Source organism: Iodobacter fluviatilis, assembly GCF_900451195.1.
GTDB lineage: Bacteria > Pseudomonadota > Gammaproteobacteria > Burkholderiales > Chitinibacteraceae > Iodobacter > Iodobacter fluviatilis.
Genome location: NZ_UGHR01000001.1, coordinates 2,510,719 through 2,533,907 on the forward strand (window position 1 = coordinate 2,510,719; position 23,189 = coordinate 2,533,907).

Consider the following 23,189-nt stretch of genomic DNA (forward strand, 5'->3'; position numbering starts at 1 on the left):
TGCCAAAAATAAGTTAGTTGAACAAATGTGACAGCGCTTTGCGCCCTGCCAACACGACAAACGCCCCAGAAGGGCAAAAGCCATGACCAATGGCCACGGCTTAGTGGGGCGATTGTAAAGATTTCTCTGTTATAGTTCAAGCACTTGGAGACAAAAGGTGTGATTTATAACAAGAAAAACCACATTTATTACGTTTCTGTGCGTGTTTTCCACCAAGATAAAACACATTCAACCACTTGATCTAGGCTTAATTGCGACGTTTCAAGCAATAAAGCATCATCCCACTGGCGCAGTGGGGCCTCTTTTCTTGCAGCATCACGCTCATCTCTTGATTGCAAATCGCGCGTAATGGCAACCAAATCAGCAGACTCCCCGCGCGCGATTAATTGCTGATAACGGCGTTCTGCCCGCACCGTGGCCGTTGCTGTCAGGAAAATCTTTAGCCGCGCACCAGGAAAAACCACCGACCCCATATCCCGCCCATCCGCAACCAAACCGGGCGCCACCGCAAAATTTCTTTGTCTTGCCAGTAACGCCTGCCTGACCGCAGCAAACGCAGCCACTTTCGAGGCACCTGCACCGACAACCTCGCTGCGAATCAAGCCACTTACATCTTGCCCCCCTAAGAAAGTGAGGTCTTTTTCAAAACGCACATCCAAAGATTGAGCGATTTGCGCAAGGCCTTGCTCGTCACTCCAATCAATACCAGCCTCTTGAGCTGCCAAAGCTGTCAGGCGATATAATGCGCCCGAATCCAAATAAGCAAAGCCCAGCGCCTCTGCAACGCGCTGCGCCACCGAGCCTTTGCCTGAAGCAGATGGCCCATCAATGGCTAAAATAGCAATACCCGACATATTTTCCTTTTTGGCGGCGCACAGCTGCCGCTATCCTTTTAAAATTAATTCAATTGCTTGTAACTCAGCCGTATCAAAAGCTAAATTTTGTACCGCTAAAATATTTTCCTGAATTTGTGCCACCTGGCTAGCGCCAATAATCACCGACGTAACCCTGAGCAGCGCCCACGCCAAAGCCATTTGCGCCAAGGTTTGCCCGCGTGATTGCGCAATTTGGTTTAACGCTTTGATCTGAGCAATACGTAATTCCACTTTATCTGCCGTCAAAAAAGGATTGTCCGTTGCTGCGGCACGCGAGCTGGCTGGAATACCATTTAAATAGCGCGATGTAAGCAGACCCTGAGCCAAAGGGCAAAAAGCAATCGAACCAATCCCCTCTTCGGCCAACACATCGCACAATCCATCCTCAATCCATCGATCAAACATCGAATAGGATGGTTGATGTATCAGGCAAGGCGTACCCAACGCCTTCAGGATACGGCTTGCCTCCTTTGTTTGCTCGGCAGAATATGACGAAATCCCTACGTACAGCGCCTTACCTTGGCGCACCATGGCATCCAATGCCGACATGGTTTCTTCCAGAGGCGTATCTGGATCAGGGCGGTGAGAGTAGAAAATATCTACATAATCCAAACCCATACGCTGCAAGCTTTGATCAAGGCTCGCCATTAAATATTTACGACTACCCCATTCCCCATAGGGGCCTGGCCACATTTCCCAGCCCGCCTTACTGGAGACAATGATTTCATCGCGATAAGATTTAAGATCTTTCGCCAGAATACGGCCAAACGTCGATTCAGCCGCGCCGGGTGGAGGGCCGTAATTATTGGCCAGATCAAAATGCGTAATGCCTGCGTCAAAAGCAGATAAAACCATCTGACGACTGGTTTCATAGGCGCGATTCTCACCGAAGTTATGCCACAAACCAAGGGATATGGCAGGAAGTTTCAAGCCACTGCGCCCCACACGGCGATAAGGCATATATTGATAACGCGTTTCATTGGCCAAGTAATTCATTTTTATCCCTTTAGCGAGCAAACACCCACTCAAGCACGACATAATCATGAGCGAGACCGATGCCCCCATTGATTACGCGCCGCACTGGCACGAACAATTTGCTCATTCAAACCTAAAGCATCGTGATGTTCAATGCAGTCTATTAATGCCAACAATTGCGCGACATTGGCTTTTAAATCCAGCAAAATGGCATCTTTATTGGCCAGCGCAATATCCCGCCACATTTCAGGATGAGATGCTGCGATACGGGTAAAATCCCGAAATCCCGTGGCGGCAAAATCAAAACATAGCGCGGCATTGTGACGATCAAGTACTGCATTCATATAGCTGAACGCCAATAAATGCGGCACATGGCTTACCGCTGAAAAAACACCGTCATGCTCGGCAGCGCTCATTTCAAACACTTGCGCACCGCAGGCCTGCCACAAGGACCTTAATAGCTCAATAGATTCTGGCGCACTTTCAGCCAATGGCGTCAGCACAACGCGCCGCCCCTCATATAAACCATATTGCGCTGCGGCAGCACCTGATAATTCAGACCCTGCGATGGGATGGCCCGGCACGCAGCGGCTTAAATGCTGCGGCAAATACTGCTGATAAAGCGCACAAACATCCTGCTTGGTAGAGCCTGCATCACTCACAATACAATGTGCAGGCAGGTGCGGTGCAATTTGCTGTAGAAGTACGGCCATTTGGCCAACTGGCGCACTCAGCAAGACTAAATCAGCATCAATCACCGCCGATGCCGCATCATTACTGGCTTCATCAATAACGTTCAGCTCAAGCGCGCGTGCCAAATTATCAGGATTGCGGCCCACACCCACCACATGCTCAACACACTTGGCCCGCTTGAGGGCCAAAGAAAACGAGCCCCCAATCAGGCCCGTTCCCAGCAGAACCAGCTTTTTAAGCTTGCGCATCAGTCACCCAAAACTTCGAGTAATACATATTTAAATGCAGAAGCATCCGCAGGCGGGTTAGCCACTTTTTCACGACGAACTTTAATCTTGTAATTTTTCCCCGCCACAAAATCAAAGCCCTCGATGTGATTATAAAAAAGTGACCATTCGTCAGAAGGGGCTTCGCGCGTTTGCAGGCAATTCATTTGAGCTACACCAGCAGAGCAGGGCTTTGTCTCCGGCGCAATATAAAGCACCTGCTCAATGGTATCGGGCTGGCGGACAAAAGTTAAACGCTCACCCTTAGCGCTACTAAATTCTAAACGATCAGGCTGTCTTAATTTAAAGCGCCTTGCCCCCTCAAACACAGACAGCACGGCAGATTCGTTGCGTTTTGCCTCATCACCCAAGCATGCCATACGGGTTGTGGCAAGCGGCCCAACTTTAAGCCTAGGCAACGTATTAATTGAACCGGTGTAACGATTACACCCGGCAAACCCGCTGATACGATCACCTTGGATCTTCAGGGTTGGCGCCTTTTCACCCGGACGAAATGACGCCCCCGTGTGCCGCCATTCTTTCAGAATATAATCCCCGTCCAACAAAGACTGAGCCTCTGCGAACACGGACAAAGAAAGCAAAGCGGCCAGTAGTATCGTTTTTTTAAGCATATTCATCACCTGTTCAAGTTCGTTACAAAGAACGCCCAAGCGCTGCAGCAAGGGGCTGAAGCCCCGCAATTAATTGCGCCAAATCCAGCGGACTCAGCGTCTGATCGGCGGCATAAAGGGCTTCGGCCGGATTGGGATGTACATCAAGCAATATCCCGTCGGCACCCGCCGCAATTGCTGCTTTTGTTAAAGCGGGCACCATCCATGATTTACCACAGGCATCACTTGGATCAACCATCACCGGCAAATGGGTTTCTTGCTTTAATACTGCAATTGCACTGACATCCAGCACATTGCGGTAGGCATTTTCAAAAGTGCGAATACCATGTTCACAAAAAATAATATTGTGGTTGCCGCCAGCCGCAATCGATTCTGCCGCCATCAGCCATTCAACAATTGTTGCAGACACGCCGCGCTTCAAAATAATAGGCTTATTAATCCGCCCTACTTCCCTGAGTAAATCCAGATTTTGCATATTGCGCTCGCCAATCTGAATCATTTCAATATCGTGTTCCATAAAGGCATCAAGCATACGCACATCAGATAATTCAGCCACCACAGGCAATTGATGCCGCGCGGCGGCGTGTTTAAGCCAGGCCAGCGCTTCGCGCTCTTTTCTTGGCACGGCATAGGGCGGGGAATGAAAAGCACCACAACGCATTAGACGGCAAGATATTAAGGCCAAAGCATCAGCGCTTAAATCCATTTGCTGCGCTGATTCAGCCGCATATGGCCCGGCGATGATTTGAATTTGCGCCCCGCCAATTTCAATACCGCGCACTTTAATCGTTGTGCCATGGGGGTGTGTACTGCGGGAAACTATTTTATATTGTTTGGCAACGCGATTTACCCGATCAACCCCTGGTAAAATCGCAAAACGGGAAGGATCCAGCCGCTCCTCATCACCAATAACACCGATAATGGTAAGTTCTGCACCACGAGACAAATGCTCTTTCAGCCCAGACTGATGGATTTTATGCACGACAGCTTCGATCTGCGCCTCGTCAGCGCCATATTTCATTACAATAATCATACGATTGCCTTTTATATACAGGCCCATAAAAAACCTGCAGATTCTGATTGCTGCAGGTTTTTTATGGAAAGATCAAAGCATCATATTCATCATGCTTCTTTAAATTGCTTTGCAGCCAGCTTTAAATAATAAAACATAGAAATAATCGTTAAGATACCCGCAACATACAAGGCCAGCTCACCCACAAACTGAGTAGAAACACCAGGTATTAAGGGACCAGACCACAGCAATAATAAAATAGCGACCATTTGCGCGCCGGTTTTTAATTTACCAATATAAGCCACTGCCGTGTTTTTGGATTTACCCAGCTGAGCCATCCATTCGCGCAGTGCAGAAATAGTAATTTCCCGGCCAATAATAATCACAGCCAGCCATGCAGGTGCGCGTGCCAGCTCGACCAGTAAAATAAGCGCAGCAGCCACCATCAATTTATCAGCAACTGGATCTAAAAATGCGCCAAAACTGGAAGTCTGATTCCAGCGCCGGGCTAAATAACCATCAAACCAATCGGTAATGGCCGCAAGGAAAAATAAAGAGCCTCCCACCATATTTTGCATGGTCACCGGCATTACAGTGTCTGGCAGGTAAAAAACACCTACAAAAATAGGGATCAGCGCCACGCGCAACCAAGTCAGAAAAATCGGCAAATTAAAAGGCATGCGAATACGGAACCCAATGGCAAATATTGCAAGAAAACCGCATTCTACCAGCATGCGCCAGCATATTAGCTGTCAATGGTATTTTATTGCGCGCATTCGTAAAGAATCTGCAACAGGCACTAAAAAACCACAAAAAACAGAGAACTCTAAAATCAGGGATGTAAAACGGCATAGATTTTTTCCGCTAGTGCCGCATTAATCCCTTCAACTTGCTTCAACTCATCCAATGTCGCCGCTTTAACGCCCTGCAAGCCACCGAAACTGGCCAATAATTTCTGTCGGCGCTTAGGCCCGATTCCCTCTACGTCTTCTAATGAAGACGTCACCCTCGCCTTGGCCCGCCGCGCACGGTGGCCGGTAATGGCAAAGCGGTGCGCTTCATCGCGAATCTGCTGAATCAGATGCAGAGCGGGATGGTCGCGTTTAAGCACAATAGGTGCAGGCCTGTCATTCAAAATTAATTGCTCAAGACCCGCTTTACGTGTTTCGCCTTTGGCTACGCCCAGCAGAATAGGGCTACTCATTCCGACCTCGGCCATTGCTTCCGTCGCCATAGAAAGCTGGCCTTTGCCGCCATCGATCAAAACCACATCAGGCACAATCCCCTCGCCTGCCGCAATTTTACCGTAGCGGCGAATCAAAGCCTGGCGCATTGCCGCATAATCGTCACCGGGAGTAATGCCCTCAATATTGTAGCGGCGGTATTCTTTGGGCTGCATATCAAAGCGGTCGTACACTACACATGAGGCAACGGTCGCCTCGCCCATGGTGTGCGAGATATCAAAACACTCGATTCTAGCCACTGTATCAGGCCAATTCATTGCCTCTACCAAAGCCCCTAGGCGGGCATGTTGCGTGGCAGTTTGGCTACTGCGTTGTAAAATCGCCAATTCAGCGTTTTTAATGGCCATTTCCAGCCAGACCCGCCGCTCGCCATTGGGATTACTATTCAGTACCACTTTATGCTCGGCCTGCTGACTAAGTAAGTCGGCCAGCACGGCCGCATTTTCTGGCTCTGGTTGGCAAAAAATCACAGATGGCGCATTGCGGTCCAAATAATGCTGCGCCAAAAATGCCTCAAGGGCGGCGGGCGCATCGTAACCATCGGCATGAGAAGGAAATAAATTCTTATCTCCCACATGTCGTCCACCACGCACCATGGCTAGATTTACGCAAATCATGCCACTGCTAATCACGCAAACCACAATATCGGCATCCACTTCACTACTATTGCTGGATACAAATTGCTTATCTTGGATCCGCGACAACGCACTGATCTGATCACGAAGAGCTGCAGCCTCTTCAAATAACCAAGTATCGGACGCGGTTTGCATACGCGTTTCCAGCTCCCCCAATACCTCACTGGCTTTGCTATTTAAAAAACGCACCGCGTTATTTACGTCACTGCGATAATCGTCAGCAGTAATCAAATCCACACAGGGGGCTGAGCAGCGTTTGATCTGATGCAATAAACAAGGTCGGGAACGATTGGCAAATACGGTATCTTCACAGGTTCGTAGCTTGAATACCTTTTGTAGCAGCTGAATACTTTCTTTGACCACATAACCATTCGGGAAAGGGCCGAAATACTGATGGCGCTTATCTAATGCACCACGGTAATAAGCCAGCCTAGGCGAGGCATGGCCGGTAATCACCACATAGGGATAACTTTTATCATCACGAAATAAAATGTTATAGCGCGGGCTTAATGCCTTAATCAGATTATTTTCTAAAACCAGCGCCTCGCCTTCAGAGCGAACTACGGTCGTCTCAAGGCTGACCACTTGCGCAAGCATTAAACGAATGCGCGGGCTGTGATCATTCTTCTGAAAATAAGAACCCACTCTTTTCTTAAGGCTAATTGCCTTGCCCACATACAACACCGTGCCATCCGCCGCGATAAAACGATAGACCCCCGGCTGATTTGGCAAGCTCTTAACGTGCTCCAATAAGGCTTCCTGCGGATTCAGAGGGGCTGATGCAACAGGTGTTACGGGCAAAGATTGTTCAGGCATGGCTCAGATAAAGGTCAGCAAAGAGAATGCAATTCTACCCTGAAGCCATGCCGAATTACGCCAAATATAACGGCAATCAACACCAACTGATTTATTCCCTGCTTGCCAGCACAATTAAACTAACATTGGCGCATACCAAGGGCATTTAAACAAAACAAGAGCGGCCTTGAGGCAGGCAGATAATGGCATTCAATAAACATAAACACTTATGTCATGCATGCTGTATTTCGCCAAAATACAGCAGCAATCACATTACATAGGCATTAAGCCAAACGCCCATTATTGTGGAATGATTCTGCAGGCACGATCATTGAAACCTGTGCATCTTTGATGCTTTCTTCATGGGCATTCACAATAATGAGATACAGCGTGATATGTACAAAAGCCACAAAGAAAAGAACCAGTAAGTGAGAAGTGGTTTTCATGTTGGAGACTCCATTCAGTGCGATTGATAAGTTCACTGTAATGGGTCAAATGACAGGCAGACAGGTGTAAGCGATAAACTGCTAAAAGTGATGCTTGGACTGCAAAAAATGCCAGCTGACCTGCTATAAAGAAAGGGATGCGTCAAAAAGCCGGGCTACACACCCGGCTTTATTTTTTACTTACTCAGCAATGTCTGGATATAACGGCGAACACCCTCTTCAACAGTCAGGAAATCCTCGTCATACCCTGATTCACGCAGCAAAGTTGTATCAGCCTCGGTAAAACTTTGATACTTGCCCTTGAGTGAATCGGGGAAATCAATGTATTCCAGAATACCCTGAGCAATCATATCGTCCAAAGTCAGCGCAGCTTTGCCTTCATGCTCACGGCAGGTATTCACCACCGCCAGCGCCACATCATTAAATGGCTGTGACTTGCCTGTGCCCAGATTATAAATCCCGCACACATCGGGATTATCCAAAAACCATAAATTGGCTTTGACTACGTCTTCTACAGAAATAAAATCGCGCGTATGACCGCCATTACCGTAGCCGCCATATTCGCCAAATAATTTTACTTTGCCATGTTCACGGTATTGATTGAAATGATGGAAAGCCACCGAAGCCATGCGGCCTTTATGTTGTTCACGTGGACCATATACATTGAAATACCGGAAACCCACAACCTGCGCAGTAATTTCATTCATCCGCTGACGCAGCACTTGATCGAATAAAAGCTTGGAGTAGCCATAAACATTCAATGGCGCTTCGCAATCTGGGCTTTCAATAAAGCCATTATCCCCATTACCATAGGTTGCAGCGCTAGATGCATATAAAAATTGCACTTCCTCGGCTTGGCACCAATCAAACAGGGCCAAAGTATATTGATAGTTATTATCCATCATATACTTACCATTATGTTCCATCGTATCGGAACACGCGCCTTCATGGAAAATAGCTGTTATTTCGCCGTCATAATGCCCTTCGCTTAAATCAGCAATAAAATCTTCTTTATCTGCATAATGACTGATCTGGCAATCCACCAGATTTTTAAATTGATCTGGCAGGGCCAAATCGTCAACCGCAATAATATCGGTTTCGCCGCGCGCATTCAGGCCCTTGATAATATTTGAGCCAATAAAACCAGCGGCCCCGGTCACTACAATTGCCATTTTTTATTCCTTTTCAGTATTGCTATTAACGTGTGAGTGATACAAGGCGTGTGGCCCGCTCTACTCCTTACTTCCAATTCGCGTACTGAGCGCTAAAAACAACCAAGCGCCATGCGGCATCCATTGCTCTGTCCAGCGCCAGCTATTGGCCATTGTCGCTATTTCAGACTTTTTAAAATCGATATCGTTCTCATCATTTAAGCCGCTGGTAATCCCATTACACACCCCGCCAGGTGCATTATAAAAGCCAACTTCATAGCGTGGATTGTTGCGGCCCCAGCCTTGCAGCATGCAGGCATCAAATGGATTTGCACCCAGCAGCCAATCCAGCGCGGACTGCTCGTACTTGGCCAATTGTGTGACTAGGGGCGATTCACTAGCAAAGAGCGTTTGTGCACGTGCACTGGCTGCGGCAATCGAGCCCAAACGCGCATTTTCGCCCTGCCACCAATAGCCCGTGCCATTGTCGTGCGGAATAAAAAATTGCTCGCGCCCGGCTTCGCCCGCTTGTTTTACATACTGCCGCGGATAGCCAAAGGGGTTATTTACGCTGGCAAAAGTGATTTTAAATTCGTATTCAAAAGCACAACGCAGCACTTCACGAATCCGCCCAACCAAAGGCGAGCCGGGCACAACTTCGATAAAGCGCATCAGTGCGATATAAGGCAAACCTGCATCACTTGCATGAAAAAAGCTACGCTCGCCCGCGGCATCTGCCTTAAACCAGCCATCTACCGTTTGTCGCCCCAATAAATTTAAAACACGCCGTGCCGCGATATCAGCGTAAACCCCTTCGCCACTGACTGCCAGTAATTCGCAAGCCGCCAGCAAGGCGCAGTAATCATCAATGATGTTTTCAACACCATTATCCAAGTATTCCAGATTGTGTTGCTCAAGATGGGCAAAGCCACGCTGCGCTGCCTGCAAATATTGAACGCGGCTAAATTCGCCATCGCGCTGCAGTGCCGATGCACGCGCCAAAGCTGCGATCGCCACACCACCCCCTTGGCGGTAGCCGGCCTGATAAGTAGCAAATTTCTCGCCTTTTTGCGTTTCATAAGCGCAGATATCACGGCGGTTTTCGTCTTTTGACCATTGATCAAACACAGTGATATAGAAGTAGCCTGCCGGATCCTGCATACGCAACAGATAATCTGCACCGTGCAAGGCTTCGTCGACAATTCTTTCATTAAACCATTTGGATTGCGCTGGCAATTGTGCCAGTCCGTCGAGCAAATTCCACACCACCTGCGGGGTTTGCTGCGGATTCATAAAGTTAGCAAAAGACAAATGACTCAGGTATTTAGAGCAATCCCCCGAAGCATCGTACCAACCACCATGAACATCCCGTCGCTCTTCACTGCCCCATTTAGGGCGACTGCGATCTGCCTGATCATACAAGCCGGTACAACGCTGGCCTTTAATGTAATGCACAATATCTGACAGAATTTGCTCAGAAAATAGTTTTTTCGCAATATTGAATGTATGCGAGGCTAAGGGTGGGTGGATGCCATCTACGACCAGAAAATACTCGCCCTCAAGCTCCAGCGCAGAGAAATCAGCCGTCCAGTAATGCCACTGACCTGCACCCCATTGGTCGACGCCGCCGCTTTGTTTGATCTCGCCAGCAAAAGCCAGCTCTCGGCTCTCTGCGTGATACACACTAAAACGACGCGCTGCAAAATCAGCGGGCGCATCGATAATGGCAATTTTTTGCCCTGCCAATTCAAAACCAAGGTGATTCAGTAATATTTTCATTTATGCGCCCCTATGTGTCATCAGCCAGTTACGTACAGCACCCAACATCCCCGCATGATTACCTGCGGTTGCAAGTGCCAGCTCGGTCATTGTTTTAAAATCAGGTAAAAGTTGTTGCCCCACGGCTTGGCGAATGGCGTTTAAAAAGACTTCGCCCCGCCCGGCAATACCGCCGCCCAGTACGATTTTTTCGGGATTAAAGGCGTAAATTAAATTTGCGATGCCTGTGGCAAGTAATTCCTGCCACTCTGCGACCACTTTTTGCATGACGGTGTCGCCTGCATCAACGCGCGCAAAAATCACTTTGCCATTTAATCCGATTTCTCCCGTTGCCGCCTCTGCTCTGCGTACCAAGCCCGACATCGAAGCTTGCGACTCCCAAATCTGACCGCCAATATTCATGTAACCCCATTCACCCGCAGCGGCACGATGGCCACGATGTAAGCGCCCGCCCAAAACAATACCGCCTCCAATGCCCGTGCCAATTGCAATAGCCAGATAATCAGCCACACCCTTGGCGGCACCTGTCCATCCTTCGGCCAGTGCCACGCAGTTCACATCATTTTCTGCAGTGACAGGTAAGCCAAATTCATTTTCAAAGGCAGGGATCAGCGCAATACCGGGGTAGTCTGGCACGGCTTCAGCAGCGCCAAGTACGGTGCCGCGAACAGGTTCAATCAATCCTAGGCTGCTGATCGCAATGCCTGCAGGCTGATATTGGGCAATGAAAGGTTGAGCTAAAACCAGCAATCTGTTCAATAAAGCGGGCCCGCCGTCTGCCGCACAGGTGTTTTGAACTTCAGCGTGGAGCACTTCACCCGTATCACTGACGATGCCATATTTAATTTGCGTACCACCGATATCAAAAGCTAAAAGTTCACTCACACACGGGCTCCACAGTTAATACATACGAACTAAAGAATGCTCACTCGCTGATTTCCCAACGGATGGCATCTTTACCCTGACCAAGCAAATAGCGATTTGCCGCAGAAAAATGTCCGTTGCCAATAAAGCCGCGATACACCGATAGCGGCGAAGGATGGGCTGAACACAAAATACAATGCCGGCTGGCATCAATTAAAGCTTGCTTCTTTTGTGCATAAGCGCCCCAAAGCATAAATACGATATGGCTTTGCTGCTCCGCCAGCGATTGAATCAAAGCATCGGTAAGCGCTTCCCAGCCTTGCTTCGCGTGCGATGCCGCTTTATCTGCTTCAACCGTTAAAACACAATTAAGCAGCAGAACACCCTGCGCGGCCCAAGATTGAAGATTGCCATGCTGTGGCGGGGTATGACCCAGATCCCGCGCAACTTCTTTAAAGATATTCACCAAAGAAGGCGGTGGTTTAACACCAAAAGGCACAGAAAAACTGAGCCCATGCGCCTGCCCCGCGCCATGATAGGGATCCTGGCCAAGCACCACCACTTTAACCTGCTCTGGTTTCATATATTCAAGCGCGGCAAACCATTGCGATGGCTGGGGATAAACGGGTTTCCCCGCAACAAGCTCCGCTTCTAAAAATGCGTTAAGTTGCTGCCATTTTGCACTTTGTAAAACATCGCTCACTAATGGCTGCCATGCAGCAGGCAACGCCATCATGCTTGCGACCCGCGTTCAGCATGCACCAAGCGGCGGTGATTTCTAAATACAGTGCGTTCAAACCAGTCACGCAAGGCTTCTTCCTGCAATAATAAGCGTGCAGTGAGCACATACCCTTGCTCTGATACAACACATGAAATAATTTCAGCAGGCAATTGCAAGGAAAAAGGCAGTATATGTGAAAGGCTAAGAGCCAGCGCGCCACGCGTACCCAAAGGCAAGGCAGCCGGATCACGCCAAGCAATGGTTTCCAAACCAATCATGGCTTCTTTAGCGGCAGGCAAGGTATGGCTGGCATTTTTTGCTGTCCATAACAGCATTAAATCCAGCTTGGCGTGCAAAGCATCCTGCGCATGGCTGCGCTCATCACTGATTGATTCAAATTCGGCCAGCACGGCAAGGTAACGCGTCGCTTCAAAAGCGCTTTGCTGCAGTACGCCATGCCATGCAAGAGGCAAATGGGCAGAGAAATGCACGCCATCCGGAACTGGAAGTGTATTCATCGGTTTGAACCTTGGTTGTTTTACAAATTATAACGCGGCAACGTTGTCTTTTTGCCGATCACAGCTAAGCTTTCAAAAAGACACGCAGAACTTACCTAAACGGAATACATACTATGCGCTACTCCGCACTGATGATGTGCCTAACAGTTGCTTTTACTTTTGCAGCTGAACCCAGCCATAAAGCAGCCACCCCGGAGCCTGCCCATAAAACCGAAAAACCGGCCGCAGAAACTGTAGCACCCAGCCATGATGCACCGCCTGAAACAATACCCGTACCTCATTCCGCTCCGGTTGGCAAATACGGCATCCCAAGCCCCGGAGCAAGCCACCGCAGTAACAGCAATTCTCATGCCGCAAAAAAACACAGCGCCCCCTCCGCTCACGCTCCGGCTGCAGCACACGGCGGCAGGCATGGAGCACCTCACGCGGGGGGGCACTGGGGCTACGAAGACGGAAGCACCGGCCCCAACAGCTGGGGCAGCATGAGCCCGTCATTTGCGCTTTGCGCCGAAGGAAAAGAGCAATCCCCCATCAATATCACAACCAGTTATGCGCAGGAGATGGAAAAAATAAAATTCAACTATGGCATGACCCGAATTATTGCGGTCAACAACGGGCACACCATTCAGCTTAATATCGACCCTGGTAGTTATATTGAGGCCTTAGGCAGCAAGTACCAACTTTTGCAGTTTCACTTTCATACCCCAAGCGAAGAAGCCATTGGCGGCATTCGCTACCCGATGGTGGCGCATTTAGTTCATAAAAGTGAAGAAGGTAAACTTGCGGTAGTCGCCGCGCTGATTCAGCAAGGCGCACAGGATAACCCGCTAATAGAAGCACTCTGGGACAAAATGCCTGATGAGCACAATGAATCGAGAACCTTTGATAAGCTGACCTACAGCCCGGCAGCCTTGCTTCCGCTTGATCAGTCTTTTTATACCTTTATGGGCTCACTCACCACACCCCCCTGCTCTGAAGGTGTGCGCTGGTTAGTGATGAAAAACCCACTAAGCATTTCAGCCAAACAAATTGCACGGTTTCGTAAGTTATTCCCCATGAATGCCCGACCCATCCAATCAATCAATGCAAGAAATGTAATGGAAGGGATGTAGCCCAAATATATAGACTAAGGAAGGGCGCTCACTTGCCTTTGCCGCTCGTAACAAAGAATCGCGGCCGCTGCGGCCACATTTAAAGACTCAACCTGGCCTTGCATAGGAATAGTCAGCCGCAAGCTGGCTACATCCTGCATCGCCTGGGAAACGCCTGATCCTTCCGAACCCAGCACTAAAGCCAGATCGTGCGCTAAATTGGCCGCATAGGGTGGCACCGCTTGCTCAAGCACAGTAACGGCGACTGCGCCGGAAAACTGACTGGTAAAAGCAGGCAAATCGATATGCTCCAGCATATCCAAGACAAAATGCGCCCCCATCCCTGCCCGCAGCACTTTTGGCGACCAGATATCCGCACACTCATCTGCAAGCAATACCTGATCCACGCCAAACGCCGCGGCTGAACGCAAAATGGTGCCCACATTACCCGGATCCTGCACGCCATCCAGTAAGAGGCAAAAACCACGCTCACGCGCTGGGGCGGCAGGCGGAATGGCGTAGAGCCCCATAATGCCCGTGGTGCTGGGCAAATCGCTGAGCTCGGCAAATAAAGCTTCATCAAGAATGATTTGAGCCGCAGTAAAACGTTGCAGAAGTGCTCGTACCTCTGTGTTTTCAAGTGCGGCCGGTGTTAAAACGATTTTCTCTAGAACACCACCGGCATCTGCCAGTGCCAGCAGCAGATGCGTGCCGTCGAGCAGGGTTTGTCCGGCTTTACGCCGCTCACGGCGGCTGCCTGAGAGTTTTATTAAAGATTTAAAAAAAGGATTCTGACGGGAAGAAATAACAAGCATAAAGAACCTAAAACAATCAGCGATGCTGAGCGGGATGATGAGATAAAGCACGGCTGGTTAGTAAGCCTATCTGCTTAAAGTGCTGATAATGCGTATCGGCAAGGTGATCTCCCCCCTGCCGGTCGGCATAAATAATACCAACGGCCTTGTCTCCAACAAAAATAGACATGGCACAAAATTCTTCTTTACCCACCTGATCACGAAACCCAGCTGGCAACATGGGCTCTAGGCTTTCAGCATTGCCTGAATTTAACCAGATGCTTTGCTGCTTGAGCATCAGCCGCGTCAGCAAATGAGGCTCATCCAGCTTGATATGCAGCTGGCGGGCAGGATCTGACGGCTCTATTCCATGGGCAAAGCGCGCTTTAACCGCGTTTTCACCCGCAACCAGCAGGGCAAAAAGAATACGCCTCATCCCCAACCCTTCTGCCAGGGCACGTACCGCCAGAGTCATAATCTGATTAGCAGGCGCACCCTGTGTGCCAGCCAGATGCAGCGCCTGCATTCTTTCGGCAAGAATGTCTTTTGTGATCAAAACAGGAGCAGGTGCCGGAGCTACCTGCGTGGCAGGTACAGGGGAAGGTGCCGCAACAGGCTGCGGCCATTCACCAGGCAGCATAGGCAACCAGCGTGCGGCAGGCCAGCCCTGCTTCTGAGGCTCGTTACGTGCGTATTGCAGCATTAAACGGTTGGTTCGCTGCCAAACATCATCCACAGAGGTATTTAAGATTTCAGCCATGGCATTCAACGCCTCAGCCACGCCGGGCTGCCACCAGCCACGATCCAGCAAATGAGCTAGCTGTAAGGTCGCGTACTGCAAAGACTGCCTTGGCAGCATATTTTCTGTTTCTTGAGACAATAACGCGCTTAATGACTGCGGCAAAGACCAGGCCGCCAGCAAGGCATGTGCATGGTCTTTGCCATGAGGTGCGCTGGGGTCACTGTCATGCGCTAGCAGCTCCAGCATCTCGGGCATCCGGCTGAGCAAGGCAGAAATAAAAATCTCGTCCAGATGCGCATCATAGCGTTCCCCCGCGAATTCCCTTGCCATCTTGGCGGTAAAGCGCGTGTCGGCAATGCATTTATGAATACGGGCTATCGTTCTGGGGTGGCCTTGCAAAACGTCTTCCAAAACAGGCAGGCGGGTAAAGTGCTCAATAAAAGGAGCAACCCCCATCAGCATCACAATACCATTGATGGTTGTAATATCGGCAGCTAGACTGCTTTTTTGCCGCTGATTAATATAACGCAGTGCCTGCGCCGTCAGCAGCGGGTCTTTTAAAACAATATCGGCTAAATCTGAGGGACTAACGCGATCTGCACGGCGCAAAGCCAAAAGTAACTGCTCACGACTGGATTGCAAAACAGGCAAGCCTCGGCGTGCCCAGTAGGCAAGCCAAGCAACATTACTTGTAGCGGCGGGGTGAGCTAGATTTTCCATACTAAAAGTCTGCTGCCTTTCCAGTCTCCAATATCACAGATGCGGGCTGGAGGCGCATTGGGAATATCAAAGCTATTACTAATTAATAAGCTGCCGGGGCGCATTTCTTTTTGCGCTTTTTCCCAGAGCAAGCTCATTGGCTCGGGTGATAAATAAGCATAAACCACATCATAAGCAGCCAGATCAGCGGCGAATGCATCGCCGTGATGCCAGCCCGCATTACTCCGGGCTAAGCGTAAGCGGCCAAACAACCAGGGGAGCCAAGAAAACTCGATACCATCAGCCTGCACATCTGGCCGATAACGGACAAACCAAGCCAGCACCGTGCCCGTGCCTGCACCCAAATCCAGTAAACGCGCCCCTGCAGGCACTTGCTTTGCCAGCTGTTCCAAAGCCTGAGTGTTACTTAAATACAAAGGCACTCTGTTTCGTAAGACGCCGCCAAACACCATCCAGCTGACCAGCAGCGCCGCCAGATACCAGCGGGGATCAACGGGACTCAGGAGCGCCAGCAAAACAGCAAATGGAAAAACCAAGTGGATATATCGCCACCACTGGCCATCATGCCAACGTAAAGCCGCTGAAAAAGAAAGGCCTGCAGTAAGCGAGGCCCAGATGATTGCAGGCCATGCCATCAGACCCACAACAAGCGCCGCAATAGCCATGGCGCAAAACTGAGTAAGCACGAAGCGCAGGGCTTGCGTCATTTATCCGTCTTTTTTACAGCGGCTTCAGGCGTTACCTCTTCCTGGCTTTTCCCTGCCTGCTGGCGAATATTGTCTTCGGCCTCATGATTCAACACGACGATGCTAATCCGACGGTTTACCGGGTTATAAATATTGCCTGTATCCAGAGGGATAACATCGCCAAAGCCATTAACGCGTAATATTTTTTTATCGGATAAGCCACCTGCAACCAGCTCACGACGGGATGCATTAGCACGATCCGCTGACAGCTCCCAATTGCTGTAACCCTCATCGCCCCCCGCAAAACGGGATGAATCGGTATGGCCGGATAGTGAAACCGCATTAGGGACTTCATTTAAAAATTCAGCAATTTCACGTAGCATATCCCGGCTGAAAGATTCAAGATCTGAGCTACCCGATTTAAACATGGGCCGATTTTGCTCATCCACAATCTGAATTCTTAAACCTTCCGCGACCATATCTAATTTAAGCTGATTTTTAAATTGCGCTAATTTAGAGTTTTCTTTGATTTTATTATCCATCAAAGCTTCAAATTTTTGTTTCAGCTCTGAAAGACGTTTTTTATCTTTGGCAGCAACAGAAACAACATCACCATTTTTAACCTGCCCCGCCTGTTTGGTTAAATCATTTCCGCCGCCCTTAATTAAGGATGTCGCATCCCCTGCGCCATCCCCGCCGGACATAGACACCTTAAGCGGATTAGCAAAGTAGCTGGTAATCCCTTTCATGGTTCCTTTTGATACAGACCCCAGCAACCACATCAGCAAGAAGAAAGCCATCATCGCAGTAACGAAATCGGCATAGGCAATTTTCCATGCCCCACCATGATGCCCGTGACCACCTTTTTTAATCCGTTTTACAACGATGGGGCGTTGTGAATCATCGCTCATTTTGCGCTACCTTAAAAACGATATGGTTTTACTTACCCTTAGCACTCTTCACATGATCTTCTAATTCTTTAAAGCTTGGGCGATCACTGCCACTTAATGCTTTGCGGCCAAATTCAACAGCAACCTGCGGTGCGTAGCCATTCAGGCTGGCCAGTAAAGTGACCTTCACCGCCTGAAACGCAATGCTGGTTGCCGCGCCCTGCTTCTCCAGCACCGTTGCCAATGGCCCCACAAAACCATAAGCCAGCCAAATCCCCATAAAGGTACCCACCAGCGCCGCACCAATCAGCTCACCCAATGCGGGTGGCGGCAGATGCAATGAGCCCATCACGTGAACCACGCCCATCACCGCCGCCACAATACCAAATGCGGGCAGACCATCGGCCAGCTTGGTAATCGCATCGACCGCAACGTGAGCATCAGCATGGTGCGCTTCTAATTCCACATCCATCAGATTTTCAATTTCCATTGAATTTAAATTACCCCCGACCATCAGGCGCAGGTAATCACAAAGGAATTCAGTTAAATGATGATCATGAGCAACGGAAGCATATTTGGAAATAATAGGGCTGGAATGCGGGTCTTCAATATCTGTTTCAATCGACATCAAACCTTCTTTCCGTACTTTGGAAAGAATTTCAAACATCATGGCAAATAAATCCATGAAAAAAGGTTTGTTATAGGGGGTGCTTTTAAACATAAGAGGAAGAGCCGCAACCGTTTGCTTCATCCCTTTCGCGCCTTGGGCTGCGATCATCCCACCAATTGCACCACCGAAAATAATAACGAGTTCAGATGGCTGCCAGAACGTGCCTAAATGCCCGCCGTGTACAGCGTAAGCGCCCAGAATACAAACGCACATAAAAACATAGCCAATAATGACGAACATGCGTCAGCTTCCCTGTAATGACTTAATAAAATAACTTACTTAGGCTGCATATTAGAAGATTGAATACAGCACGACAACCAATCAAGGAGAATTAAAGCGAAATGAATTGCGCTTTGAGATGTATTACCAGAGAGACGCCTGCGCATTTGCTCTTATGACAGGGCCAAAACTTTTTCTGTGCACAGGACAAGGGCCTAGGCGCTTTAATGCTTCCAAATGTTGTGCTGTTGGATAGCCCTTATGCTGTGTAAAACCATAGCCAGGATAAAGCGCATCAAAACCGTCAACTTCACGATCACGGCTGACCTTAGCCAGAATGGATGCGGCAGAAATGCAGCCTTCAAGTGCATCGCCGCCCACAATCGCCCTTGCAGGAACGATTAAACCTTTTGGAACCCGATTACCATCAATTAAAGCTTCGGCAGGCTGCACATCAAGCCCTGCAACAGCACGCTGCATGGCCAGCATCGTGGCATGCAGGATATTCAGCTCGTCAATTTCCTCAATAGAAGCCGAGGCAACCGACCAGGATACCGCGCAGGATTTAATTAAATCAAATAAAACATCACGGCGGCGGGCCGTTAATTTTTTTGAATCATTTAAACCAGGTAAATCATAGCGGGCAGGCAAAATAACTGCAGCAGCAAACACCGCCCCGGCCAAAGGGCCTCTGCCTGCCTCGTCAACACCACAAATTAAACTCACGCCTTTACCCCCAATACCGAGCACACCGCATCTGCAGCGCGATCTGCTGCACCGCAGCGCAGGCTAAGGTGCAGATCCGCAAAGCGTTGGCTCAGCGCAGTGGCAAGACGTTTATCATCGTATAAATTGCTGATGGCCTGAAGCAAATTATCCGAGGTTGCATCGTCCTGCAAAAGCTCAGGCACCACAAATTTGCCAGCCAAAACATTGGGCAGGCTGACATAAGGAAGCCTGAGCTTTCTTTTCACCATACGGTAAGTTAGCGAAGACAAGCGGTAAGTCACCACCATGGGCTGGCGCGACATCATTGCTTCTAAGGTTGCCGTACCTGACGCCAGCAAAATCACATCAGCAGCCTGCATTGCTTCATGCGCATGCCCAAACATCAGGCGAAACGGTAACTCCTGAGCGCCCTGCTTCCAAATTTCCTGCTCAAACAATAAGCGTGTTTCACGCGTTACAAAGGGCACCAGAAACAAAGCGTTTGGATATCGCTCCAACAGTTTTTTGGCGGTTTCAACAAACAAAGCCGCCAGCATTTCAACTTCGCTTTGGCGACTGCCCGGCAGCAGGGTAAACACAGCTTTTAGCTGCGGAATTTCGAGCACTTCACGCACAGCGAGCTGATCTGGCACTTCAGGGAAAATCTCTGCTAAAGGGTGGCCAACGTAGCTGGCAGGAATATTTGCTTCCCTATATATTTTTTCTTCAAAAGGAAACAACAGCAGCATATGCGATACGCACTGGCCAATTTTTTTAAGCCGCTCCGAACGCCAAGCCCAGACCGAAGGACCAACATAATGAATTGTTGGTACACCCGCTTGTTTAAGTGCCTTTTCTAATCCGAAATTAAAATCAGGCGCGTCAATACCAATAAATAAATCAGGCTTATCTGCCAGCAATTGCCTTTTTAGCTGACGGCGGATACGCAGTAATTCCGGTAAGTGACGAATCACTTCCAGATAACCACGCACAGCCAGTTTTTCCATAGGCACAACAGAGGTGCAGCCTGCGGCCTGCATTTTAGGGCCGGCAATGCCGAAAAAATCAGCATGGGGCAGGCGTTTTTTTAGGGCCAGAATCAGCTGGCTCCCCAATAAATCGCCCGAAGATTCACCGGCCACCACCGCAATACGCAGGCGGCCTTGAGTATTTAATATGCGCTGCATATCAGCGGATAATCCCACGCGTGGATTGTGCAAAGAAATCAAGAAAGGCCTGAAGCTCTGGCTGTTCAGTGACTTGTGTTTCTATAGCCGCTTTAGCCTCTGCAAAAGGCAAGCCCTGACGGTAAAGCATTTTATATGCGCGCTTAATATGGGTAATTTGCTCGCTACTGAAACCCCGGCGTTTTAAGCCTTCGCTGTTAATTCCGTTTGGCACGGCCCGATTACCCGCAGCCATAACAAAAGGCGGCACATCCTGAGCGACCGCAGCGGTAAACGCAGTCATGGCATGCGGGGCAATTTTGCAGAACTGGTGTACGGTGGTAAAGCCACCCAAAATCACCCAGTCACCAATATGTACATGGCCTGCGAGCGTGGTGTTATTGGCGAAAATAGTATGGCTGCCAATTTTGCAATCATGGGCAATATGCACATAGGCCATAATCCAGTTGTCGTCCCCGATCATGGTGACGCCATCGTCCTGCGCCGTGCCAGTAGAAATCGTGACATTCTGGAAAATAGTATTGCCATCGCCAATCACAAGGCGTGTTGGTTCGCCCGCATATTTTTTATCCTGAGGTGCACAGCCTATACTGGAGAAAGAATAAATACGGTTGTTTTTGCCAATTTGCGTATGCCCGTCAACGACCACATGGGCCTCAAGACGCGTACCTGCGCCGATACTGACATGCTCACCGATCACACAAAAGGGGCCGATCTCTACGTCAGAGGCAAGCTCGGCTCCGTCATGAATAATGGCTGAAGCGTGGATTTTCGACATATTTTACTCTGACTGAATTAGCGTTGAACTTCGCGTTGCGCACACATTAAATCAGCTTCGGCAGCTAATTCTGTACCGACAAAAGCCTGTGCTTTGTATTTCCAGATTCCACGCTTATTGGCTGTGATCTGCACGCATAAAGTCAGCTGGTCGCCCGGTACAACCTGGCGTTTAAACCGCGCATTATCAATACCTGCAAAGAAATATAAAGAATCTTCTGAAGGCGCAACTTCCAAGCTTTTATACGACAATACACCAGCGGCTTGGGCAAGGGCTTCCATAATCAACACACCCGGCATGACCGGATATGTCGGAAAATGGCCTTGAAAAAAAGGCTCATTAATGGTGACATTTTTAATGGCTTTAATTGAAACGCCAGGTTCAATTTCTAAAACGCGATCAATTAATAAAAAAGGATAGCGATGTGGCAAGCATTTGGTAATTTCTAAAACATCCATGGTCTGACTCATTACTCTTGTTCTCCAACCGGCGACTGACAGCCGTGATCTCTTGCTTAAAGTGACTTAAAGCCTGTTAATTAAAATGAATGTCGTTGGCTTCTATTCAGTAGGCAACGTCAATACAGCAATCTCTTTTTCAAGTTGCTTGATGCGCTTGGCCAATTCATCCAGGTGACGCAAGTGAGCGGCATTATGCCGCCAGTCATCATAGGTTTGCATCGGGTAAGAGCCTGAATACACGCCTGCTTCACGAATCGTTTTCGCCACCAGTGTGCCACCCATGACGGTCACACCGTCACAGATTTCCAGGTGGCCAGAAATCATGACCGCGCCACCAATCTGACAGCGCGCACCAATTTTTGTAGAGCCAGCGATTCCCACACAGGCAGCCATGGCCGTATGCTCACCAATTTCCACGTTATGGGCCACTTGAATTAGGTTATCGATCCTTGCGCCGTTACCAATAATAGTGTCATTTAAAGCACCCCGGTCTACCGTGGTGCAAGAACCAATTTCAACATCATTGCCAATGAGAACCCGGCCAAGCTGAGGGATCTTCTCCCAATGATCTGTAGCCCATGCATTGCCAAAGCCATCGCCTGCAATCACCGCATTGCTGTGCAAAATCACCCGGTCACCGATAAATGCACCGCTGTGCACACTGGTATTGGGGTGAATAAGGCAATCATCACCAATCTCGACACGCTCACCAAGATATGCATTGGCTTTCACGATCGTGCGCTCACCCACTACCGCCCCTGCCTCAATCACAACACCGGGGCCAATTTGAGCACTGGCTGCTACTTTAGCAAGCGGGTCAACGATGGCCCGGGGATGAATACCCGCCACAGCCACCGGACGAGGGTGCAGCAGCTGCGCCACTTGCGCAAAATACAGTTGTGGATCACGCGTTACGATATGCGGATGTTTTAAGCTGGCACTTTCAGTAGGGCGAACAATAAAGGCCGCAGCATGACTGGTTTGCAATTGCGCACGTAAGCGGGGGTTTGCCAAAAAAGCCAGCTCGCCCTCCCCTGCTTTTTCTAAAGAAGAAACGCCGGTGATCAGCACATCATCGCCATGACGCTCACCACCGAGTAATTCAACAAGTCCCGACAATCTAAAGGAAAGCAACATGCGTTTATTTATCCATTAAAAGCTTTAATACTTTGTCTGTAATATCAATGCGGGGGCTGCGCCATGCAACTTCCTGCAAAATTAAATCGTATTTTTCGCTGGTCGCTATTTGCGCGATAGCGGTATTTACCCGCTCCTGCAAACCGGATAATTCCTCATTGCGGCGCACATTCATATCTTCATTGAATTCACGCTGCATACGCTGAAAATCCTGATTCATTTTAACGAGCTCACGCTCTTTAATTCTGCGATCCGTTTCTGCAAGTGTCCCCTTATCCAGCAGCTGCTGCAGCGCCTTACCCTGGGCCGAAATCTTTTGCAAATCGGCTTTACGGACATCAAATTCACGCTCTATCTTTTTGGCCGCCCTCACTGCCGGGGATGCCTCACGCAAGATTCGCTCGGTATCCACAAAACCAATCCGCATATCTGCCGCAAATGCACTGGAAGTCAGTACAACACCCATTGCCAGTAATACAGCACGTGGCCATTTCAACATA

Annotated in this window: 26 protein-coding genes; 2 read left to right on the forward strand and 24 right to left on the reverse strand. The window is 49.2% G+C overall.

Annotated elements, in window-relative coordinates; genetic code table 11:
• Positions 1-188: 188 nt before the first annotated feature.
• The 7 genes from cmk to uvrC form a co-directional block, all read right to left on the reverse strand.
• Positions 189-854, reverse strand: a complete 666-nt coding sequence (cmk, locus tag DYD62_RS11495; protein WP_115227468.1) for a (d)CMP kinase — start codon at positions 852-854, stop codon at positions 189-191.
• A gap of 30 nt (positions 855-884) precedes the next feature.
• Positions 885-1,871 carry an aldo/keto reductase gene (locus DYD62_RS11500; RefSeq protein ID WP_115227469.1) on the reverse strand — a complete coding sequence of 329 codons (987 nt, stop codon included), beginning with the start codon at positions 1,869-1,871 and terminating at the stop codon, positions 885-887.
• Positions 1,872-1,915: 44 nt separating this feature from the next.
• Positions 1,916-2,791: a prephenate dehydrogenase gene (locus DYD62_RS11505; protein ID WP_172476496.1), complete on the reverse strand. Its 876-nt coding sequence runs from the start codon at positions 2,789-2,791 to the stop codon at positions 1,916-1,918.
• Positions 2,791-3,441, reverse strand: a complete 651-nt coding sequence (locus DYD62_RS11510; protein ID WP_165928642.1) for an META and DUF4377 domain-containing protein — start codon at positions 3,439-3,441, stop codon at positions 2,791-2,793. The genes DYD62_RS11505 and DYD62_RS11510 overlap by 1 nt, the downstream gene beginning before the upstream one ends.
• 22 nt (positions 3,442-3,463) lie before the next feature.
• Positions 3,464-4,474, reverse strand: a complete 1,011-nt coding sequence (locus tag DYD62_RS11515; protein ID WP_115228282.1) for a 3-deoxy-7-phosphoheptulonate synthase — start codon at positions 4,472-4,474, stop codon at positions 3,464-3,466.
• A gap of 89 nt (positions 4,475-4,563) precedes the next feature.
• Positions 4,564-5,133: a CDP-diacylglycerol--glycerol-3-phosphate 3-phosphatidyltransferase gene (gene pgsA, locus DYD62_RS11520; protein WP_115228283.1), complete on the reverse strand. Its 570-nt coding sequence runs from the start codon at positions 5,131-5,133 to the stop codon at positions 4,564-4,566.
• Between the two features lie 152 nt (positions 5,134-5,285).
• Positions 5,286-7,148 (reverse strand): excinuclease ABC subunit UvrC, encoded by a 1,863-nt coding sequence (gene uvrC, locus DYD62_RS11525; protein WP_115227472.1) that lies wholly within the window; start codon positions 7,146-7,148, stop codon positions 5,286-5,288.
• Positions 7,149-7,174: 26 nt separating this feature from the next.
• Between uvrC and DYD62_RS24225 the strand changes: the two genes are divergently transcribed.
• Positions 7,175-7,297: a hypothetical protein gene (locus tag DYD62_RS24225; protein WP_267896116.1), complete on the forward strand. Its 123-nt coding sequence runs from the start codon at positions 7,175-7,177 to the stop codon at positions 7,295-7,297.
• A 114-nt stretch (positions 7,298-7,411) separates the two neighbouring features.
• Here DYD62_RS24225 and DYD62_RS23620 read toward each other — a convergent pair whose 3' ends face one another.
• From DYD62_RS23620 to DYD62_RS11550, 6 genes are all read right to left on the reverse strand, one after another.
• Positions 7,412-7,573, reverse strand: a complete 162-nt coding sequence (locus tag DYD62_RS23620) for a hypothetical protein (protein WP_165928641.1) — start codon at positions 7,571-7,573, stop codon at positions 7,412-7,414.
• Between the two features lie 176 nt (positions 7,574-7,749).
• On the reverse strand, positions 7,750-8,745 hold the full coding sequence (rfaD, locus tag DYD62_RS11530) for an ADP-glyceromanno-heptose 6-epimerase (RefSeq protein WP_115227473.1): 996 nt from the start codon (positions 8,743-8,745) through the stop codon (positions 7,750-7,752).
• A gap of 60 nt (positions 8,746-8,805) precedes the next feature.
• Positions 8,806-10,503: a glycoside hydrolase family 9 protein gene (locus DYD62_RS11535; RefSeq protein WP_115227474.1), complete on the reverse strand. Its 1,698-nt coding sequence runs from the start codon at positions 10,501-10,503 to the stop codon at positions 8,806-8,808.
• Positions 10,504-11,388 carry an ROK family protein gene (locus DYD62_RS11540; RefSeq protein ID WP_165928640.1) on the reverse strand — a complete coding sequence of 295 codons (885 nt, stop codon included), beginning with the start codon at positions 11,386-11,388 and terminating at the stop codon, positions 10,504-10,506.
• Positions 11,389-11,428: 40 nt separating this feature from the next.
• On the reverse strand, positions 11,429-12,103 hold the full coding sequence (ung, locus tag DYD62_RS11545; RefSeq protein ID WP_233702907.1) for a uracil-DNA glycosylase: 675 nt from the start codon (positions 12,101-12,103) through the stop codon (positions 11,429-11,431).
• A complete protein-coding gene (locus DYD62_RS11550) occupies positions 12,100-12,606 on the reverse strand; it encodes a PilZ domain-containing protein (protein ID WP_115227477.1) in 507 nt (168 codons plus the stop codon). Before DYD62_RS11550 ends, ung begins: the two co-directional genes overlap by 4 nt.
• A gap of 113 nt (positions 12,607-12,719) precedes the next feature.
• Between DYD62_RS11550 and DYD62_RS11555 the strand changes: the two genes are divergently transcribed.
• Entirely contained in the window at positions 12,720-13,718 is a 999-nt protein-coding gene (locus DYD62_RS11555) for a carbonic anhydrase (RefSeq protein ID WP_115227478.1), read from the forward strand.
• Between the two features lie 14 nt (positions 13,719-13,732).
• Here the strand turns inward: DYD62_RS11555 and DYD62_RS11560 are convergent, their stop codons facing one another.
• From DYD62_RS11560 to DYD62_RS11610, 11 genes are all read right to left on the reverse strand, one after another.
• The gene (locus tag DYD62_RS11560) at positions 13,733-14,512 is read right to left on the reverse strand and encodes a TrmH family RNA methyltransferase (protein WP_115227479.1); all 780 of its coding nucleotides are present in this window, start codon (positions 14,510-14,512) and stop codon (positions 13,733-13,735) included.
• Between the two features lie 16 nt (positions 14,513-14,528).
• Positions 14,529-15,953, reverse strand: coding sequence for an HDOD domain-containing protein (locus DYD62_RS11565; RefSeq protein ID WP_115227480.1), 1,425 nt, complete (start codon positions 15,951-15,953; stop codon positions 14,529-14,531).
• On the reverse strand, positions 15,941-16,660 hold the full coding sequence (locus DYD62_RS11570; protein WP_115227481.1) for a class I SAM-dependent methyltransferase: 720 nt from the start codon (positions 16,658-16,660) through the stop codon (positions 15,941-15,943). Before DYD62_RS11570 ends, DYD62_RS11565 begins: the two co-directional genes overlap by 13 nt.
• Complete coding sequence (gene motB / locus DYD62_RS11575) at positions 16,657-17,550, reverse strand: flagellar motor protein MotB (RefSeq protein WP_115227482.1); 894 nt, start codon at positions 17,548-17,550, stop codon at positions 16,657-16,659. The genes DYD62_RS11570 and motB overlap by 4 nt, the downstream gene beginning before the upstream one ends.
• A gap of 28 nt (positions 17,551-17,578) precedes the next feature.
• Positions 17,579-18,439, reverse strand: a complete 861-nt coding sequence (gene motA, locus DYD62_RS11580; RefSeq protein ID WP_115227483.1) for a flagellar motor stator protein MotA — start codon at positions 18,437-18,439, stop codon at positions 17,579-17,581.
• Positions 18,440-18,562: 123 nt separating this feature from the next.
• Complete coding sequence (gene rnhB / locus DYD62_RS11585) at positions 18,563-19,144, reverse strand: ribonuclease HII (protein ID WP_115228284.1); 582 nt, start codon at positions 19,142-19,144, stop codon at positions 18,563-18,565.
• Positions 19,141-20,313, reverse strand: coding sequence for a lipid-A-disaccharide synthase (lpxB, locus tag DYD62_RS11590; protein WP_115227484.1), 1,173 nt, complete (start codon positions 20,311-20,313; stop codon positions 19,141-19,143). Before lpxB ends, rnhB begins: the two co-directional genes overlap by 4 nt.
• Before the next feature lies 1 nt (position 20,314).
• On the reverse strand, positions 20,315-21,091 hold the full coding sequence (gene lpxA / locus DYD62_RS11595) for an acyl-ACP--UDP-N-acetylglucosamine O-acyltransferase (RefSeq protein ID WP_115227485.1): 777 nt from the start codon (positions 21,089-21,091) through the stop codon (positions 20,315-20,317).
• A gap of 17 nt (positions 21,092-21,108) precedes the next feature.
• Entirely contained in the window at positions 21,109-21,561 is a 453-nt protein-coding gene (gene fabZ, locus DYD62_RS11600; protein WP_205836288.1) for a 3-hydroxyacyl-ACP dehydratase FabZ, read from the reverse strand.
• 90 nt (positions 21,562-21,651) lie between these two features.
• Entirely contained in the window at positions 21,652-22,689 is a 1,038-nt protein-coding gene (gene lpxD / locus DYD62_RS11605) for a UDP-3-O-(3-hydroxymyristoyl)glucosamine N-acyltransferase (RefSeq protein ID WP_115227486.1), read from the reverse strand.
• A 4-nt stretch (positions 22,690-22,693) separates the two neighbouring features.
• Positions 22,694-23,188, reverse strand: coding sequence for an OmpH/Skp family outer membrane protein (locus tag DYD62_RS11610; RefSeq protein WP_115227487.1), 495 nt, complete (start codon positions 23,186-23,188; stop codon positions 22,694-22,696).
• Position 23,189: the final 1 nt, after the last annotated feature.

What these genes read in the sequence shown, in the direction of transcription:
- cmk (WP_115227468.1), bottom strand. Translation starts at nt 854, where the DNA reads ATGTCGGGTATTGCTATTTTAGCCATTGATGGGCCATCTGCTTCAGGC.
- DYD62_RS11500 (WP_115227469.1), bottom strand. Translation starts at nt 1,871, where the DNA reads ATGAATTACTTGGCCAATGAAACGCGTTATCAATATATGCCTTATCGC.
- DYD62_RS11505 (WP_172476496.1), bottom strand. Translation starts at nt 2,791, where the DNA reads ATGCGCAAGCTTAAAAAGCTGGTTCTGCTGGGAACGGGCCTGATTGGG.
- DYD62_RS11510 (WP_165928642.1), bottom strand. Translation starts at nt 3,441, where the DNA reads ATGCTTAAAAAAACGATACTACTGGCCGCTTTGCTTTCTTTGTCCGTG.
- DYD62_RS11515 (WP_115228282.1), bottom strand. Translation starts at nt 4,474, where the DNA reads ATGATTATTGTAATGAAATATGGCGCTGACGAGGCGCAGATCGAAGCT.
- pgsA (WP_115228283.1), bottom strand. Translation starts at nt 5,133, where the DNA reads ATGCCTTTTAATTTGCCGATTTTTCTGACTTGGTTGCGCGTGGCGCTG.
- uvrC (WP_115227472.1), bottom strand. Translation starts at nt 7,148, where the DNA reads ATGCCTGAACAATCTTTGCCCGTAACACCTGTTGCATCAGCCCCTCTG.
- DYD62_RS24225 (WP_267896116.1), top strand. Translation starts at nt 7,175, where the DNA reads ATGCAATTCTACCCTGAAGCCATGCCGAATTACGCCAAATATAACGGC.
- DYD62_RS23620 (WP_165928641.1), bottom strand. Translation starts at nt 7,573, where the DNA reads ATGAAAACCACTTCTCACTTACTGGTTCTTTTCTTTGTGGCTTTTGTA.
- rfaD (WP_115227473.1), bottom strand. Translation starts at nt 8,745, where the DNA reads ATGGCAATTGTAGTGACCGGGGCCGCTGGTTTTATTGGCTCAAATATT.
- DYD62_RS11535 (WP_115227474.1), bottom strand. Translation starts at nt 10,503, where the DNA reads ATGAAAATATTACTGAATCACCTTGGTTTTGAATTGGCAGGGCAAAAA.
- ung (WP_233702907.1), bottom strand. Translation starts at nt 12,103, where the DNA reads ATGATGGCGTTGCCTGCTGCATGGCAGCCATTAGTGAGCGATGTTTTA.
- DYD62_RS11550 (WP_115227477.1), bottom strand. Translation starts at nt 12,606, where the DNA reads ATGAATACACTTCCAGTTCCGGATGGCGTGCATTTCTCTGCCCATTTG.
- DYD62_RS11555 (WP_115227478.1), top strand. Translation starts at nt 12,720, where the DNA reads ATGCGCTACTCCGCACTGATGATGTGCCTAACAGTTGCTTTTACTTTT.
- DYD62_RS11560 (WP_115227479.1), bottom strand. Translation starts at nt 14,512, where the DNA reads ATGCTTGTTATTTCTTCCCGTCAGAATCCTTTTTTTAAATCTTTAATA.
- DYD62_RS11565 (WP_115227480.1), bottom strand. Translation starts at nt 15,953, where the DNA reads ATGGAAAATCTAGCTCACCCCGCCGCTACAAGTAATGTTGCTTGGCTT.
- DYD62_RS11570 (WP_115227481.1), bottom strand. Translation starts at nt 16,660, where the DNA reads ATGACGCAAGCCCTGCGCTTCGTGCTTACTCAGTTTTGCGCCATGGCT.
- motB (WP_115227482.1), bottom strand. Translation starts at nt 17,550, where the DNA reads ATGAGCGATGATTCACAACGCCCCATCGTTGTAAAACGGATTAAAAAA.
- motA (WP_115227483.1), bottom strand. Translation starts at nt 18,439, where the DNA reads ATGTTCGTCATTATTGGCTATGTTTTTATGTGCGTTTGTATTCTGGGC.
- lpxB (WP_115227484.1), bottom strand. Translation starts at nt 20,313, where the DNA reads ATGCAGCGCATATTAAATACTCAAGGCCGCCTGCGTATTGCGGTGGTG.
- lpxA (WP_115227485.1), bottom strand. Translation starts at nt 21,091, where the DNA reads ATGTCGAAAATCCACGCTTCAGCCATTATTCATGACGGAGCCGAGCTT.
- fabZ (WP_205836288.1), bottom strand. Translation starts at nt 21,561, where the DNA reads ATGAGTCAGACCATGGATGTTTTAGAAATTACCAAATGCTTGCCACAT.
- lpxD (WP_115227486.1), bottom strand. Translation starts at nt 22,689, where the DNA reads ATGTTGCTTTCCTTTAGATTGTCGGGACTTGTTGAATTACTCGGTGGT.
- DYD62_RS11610 (WP_115227487.1), bottom strand. Translation starts at nt 23,188, where the DNA reads ATGTTGAAATGGCCACGTGCTGTATTACTGGCAATGGGTGTTGTACTG.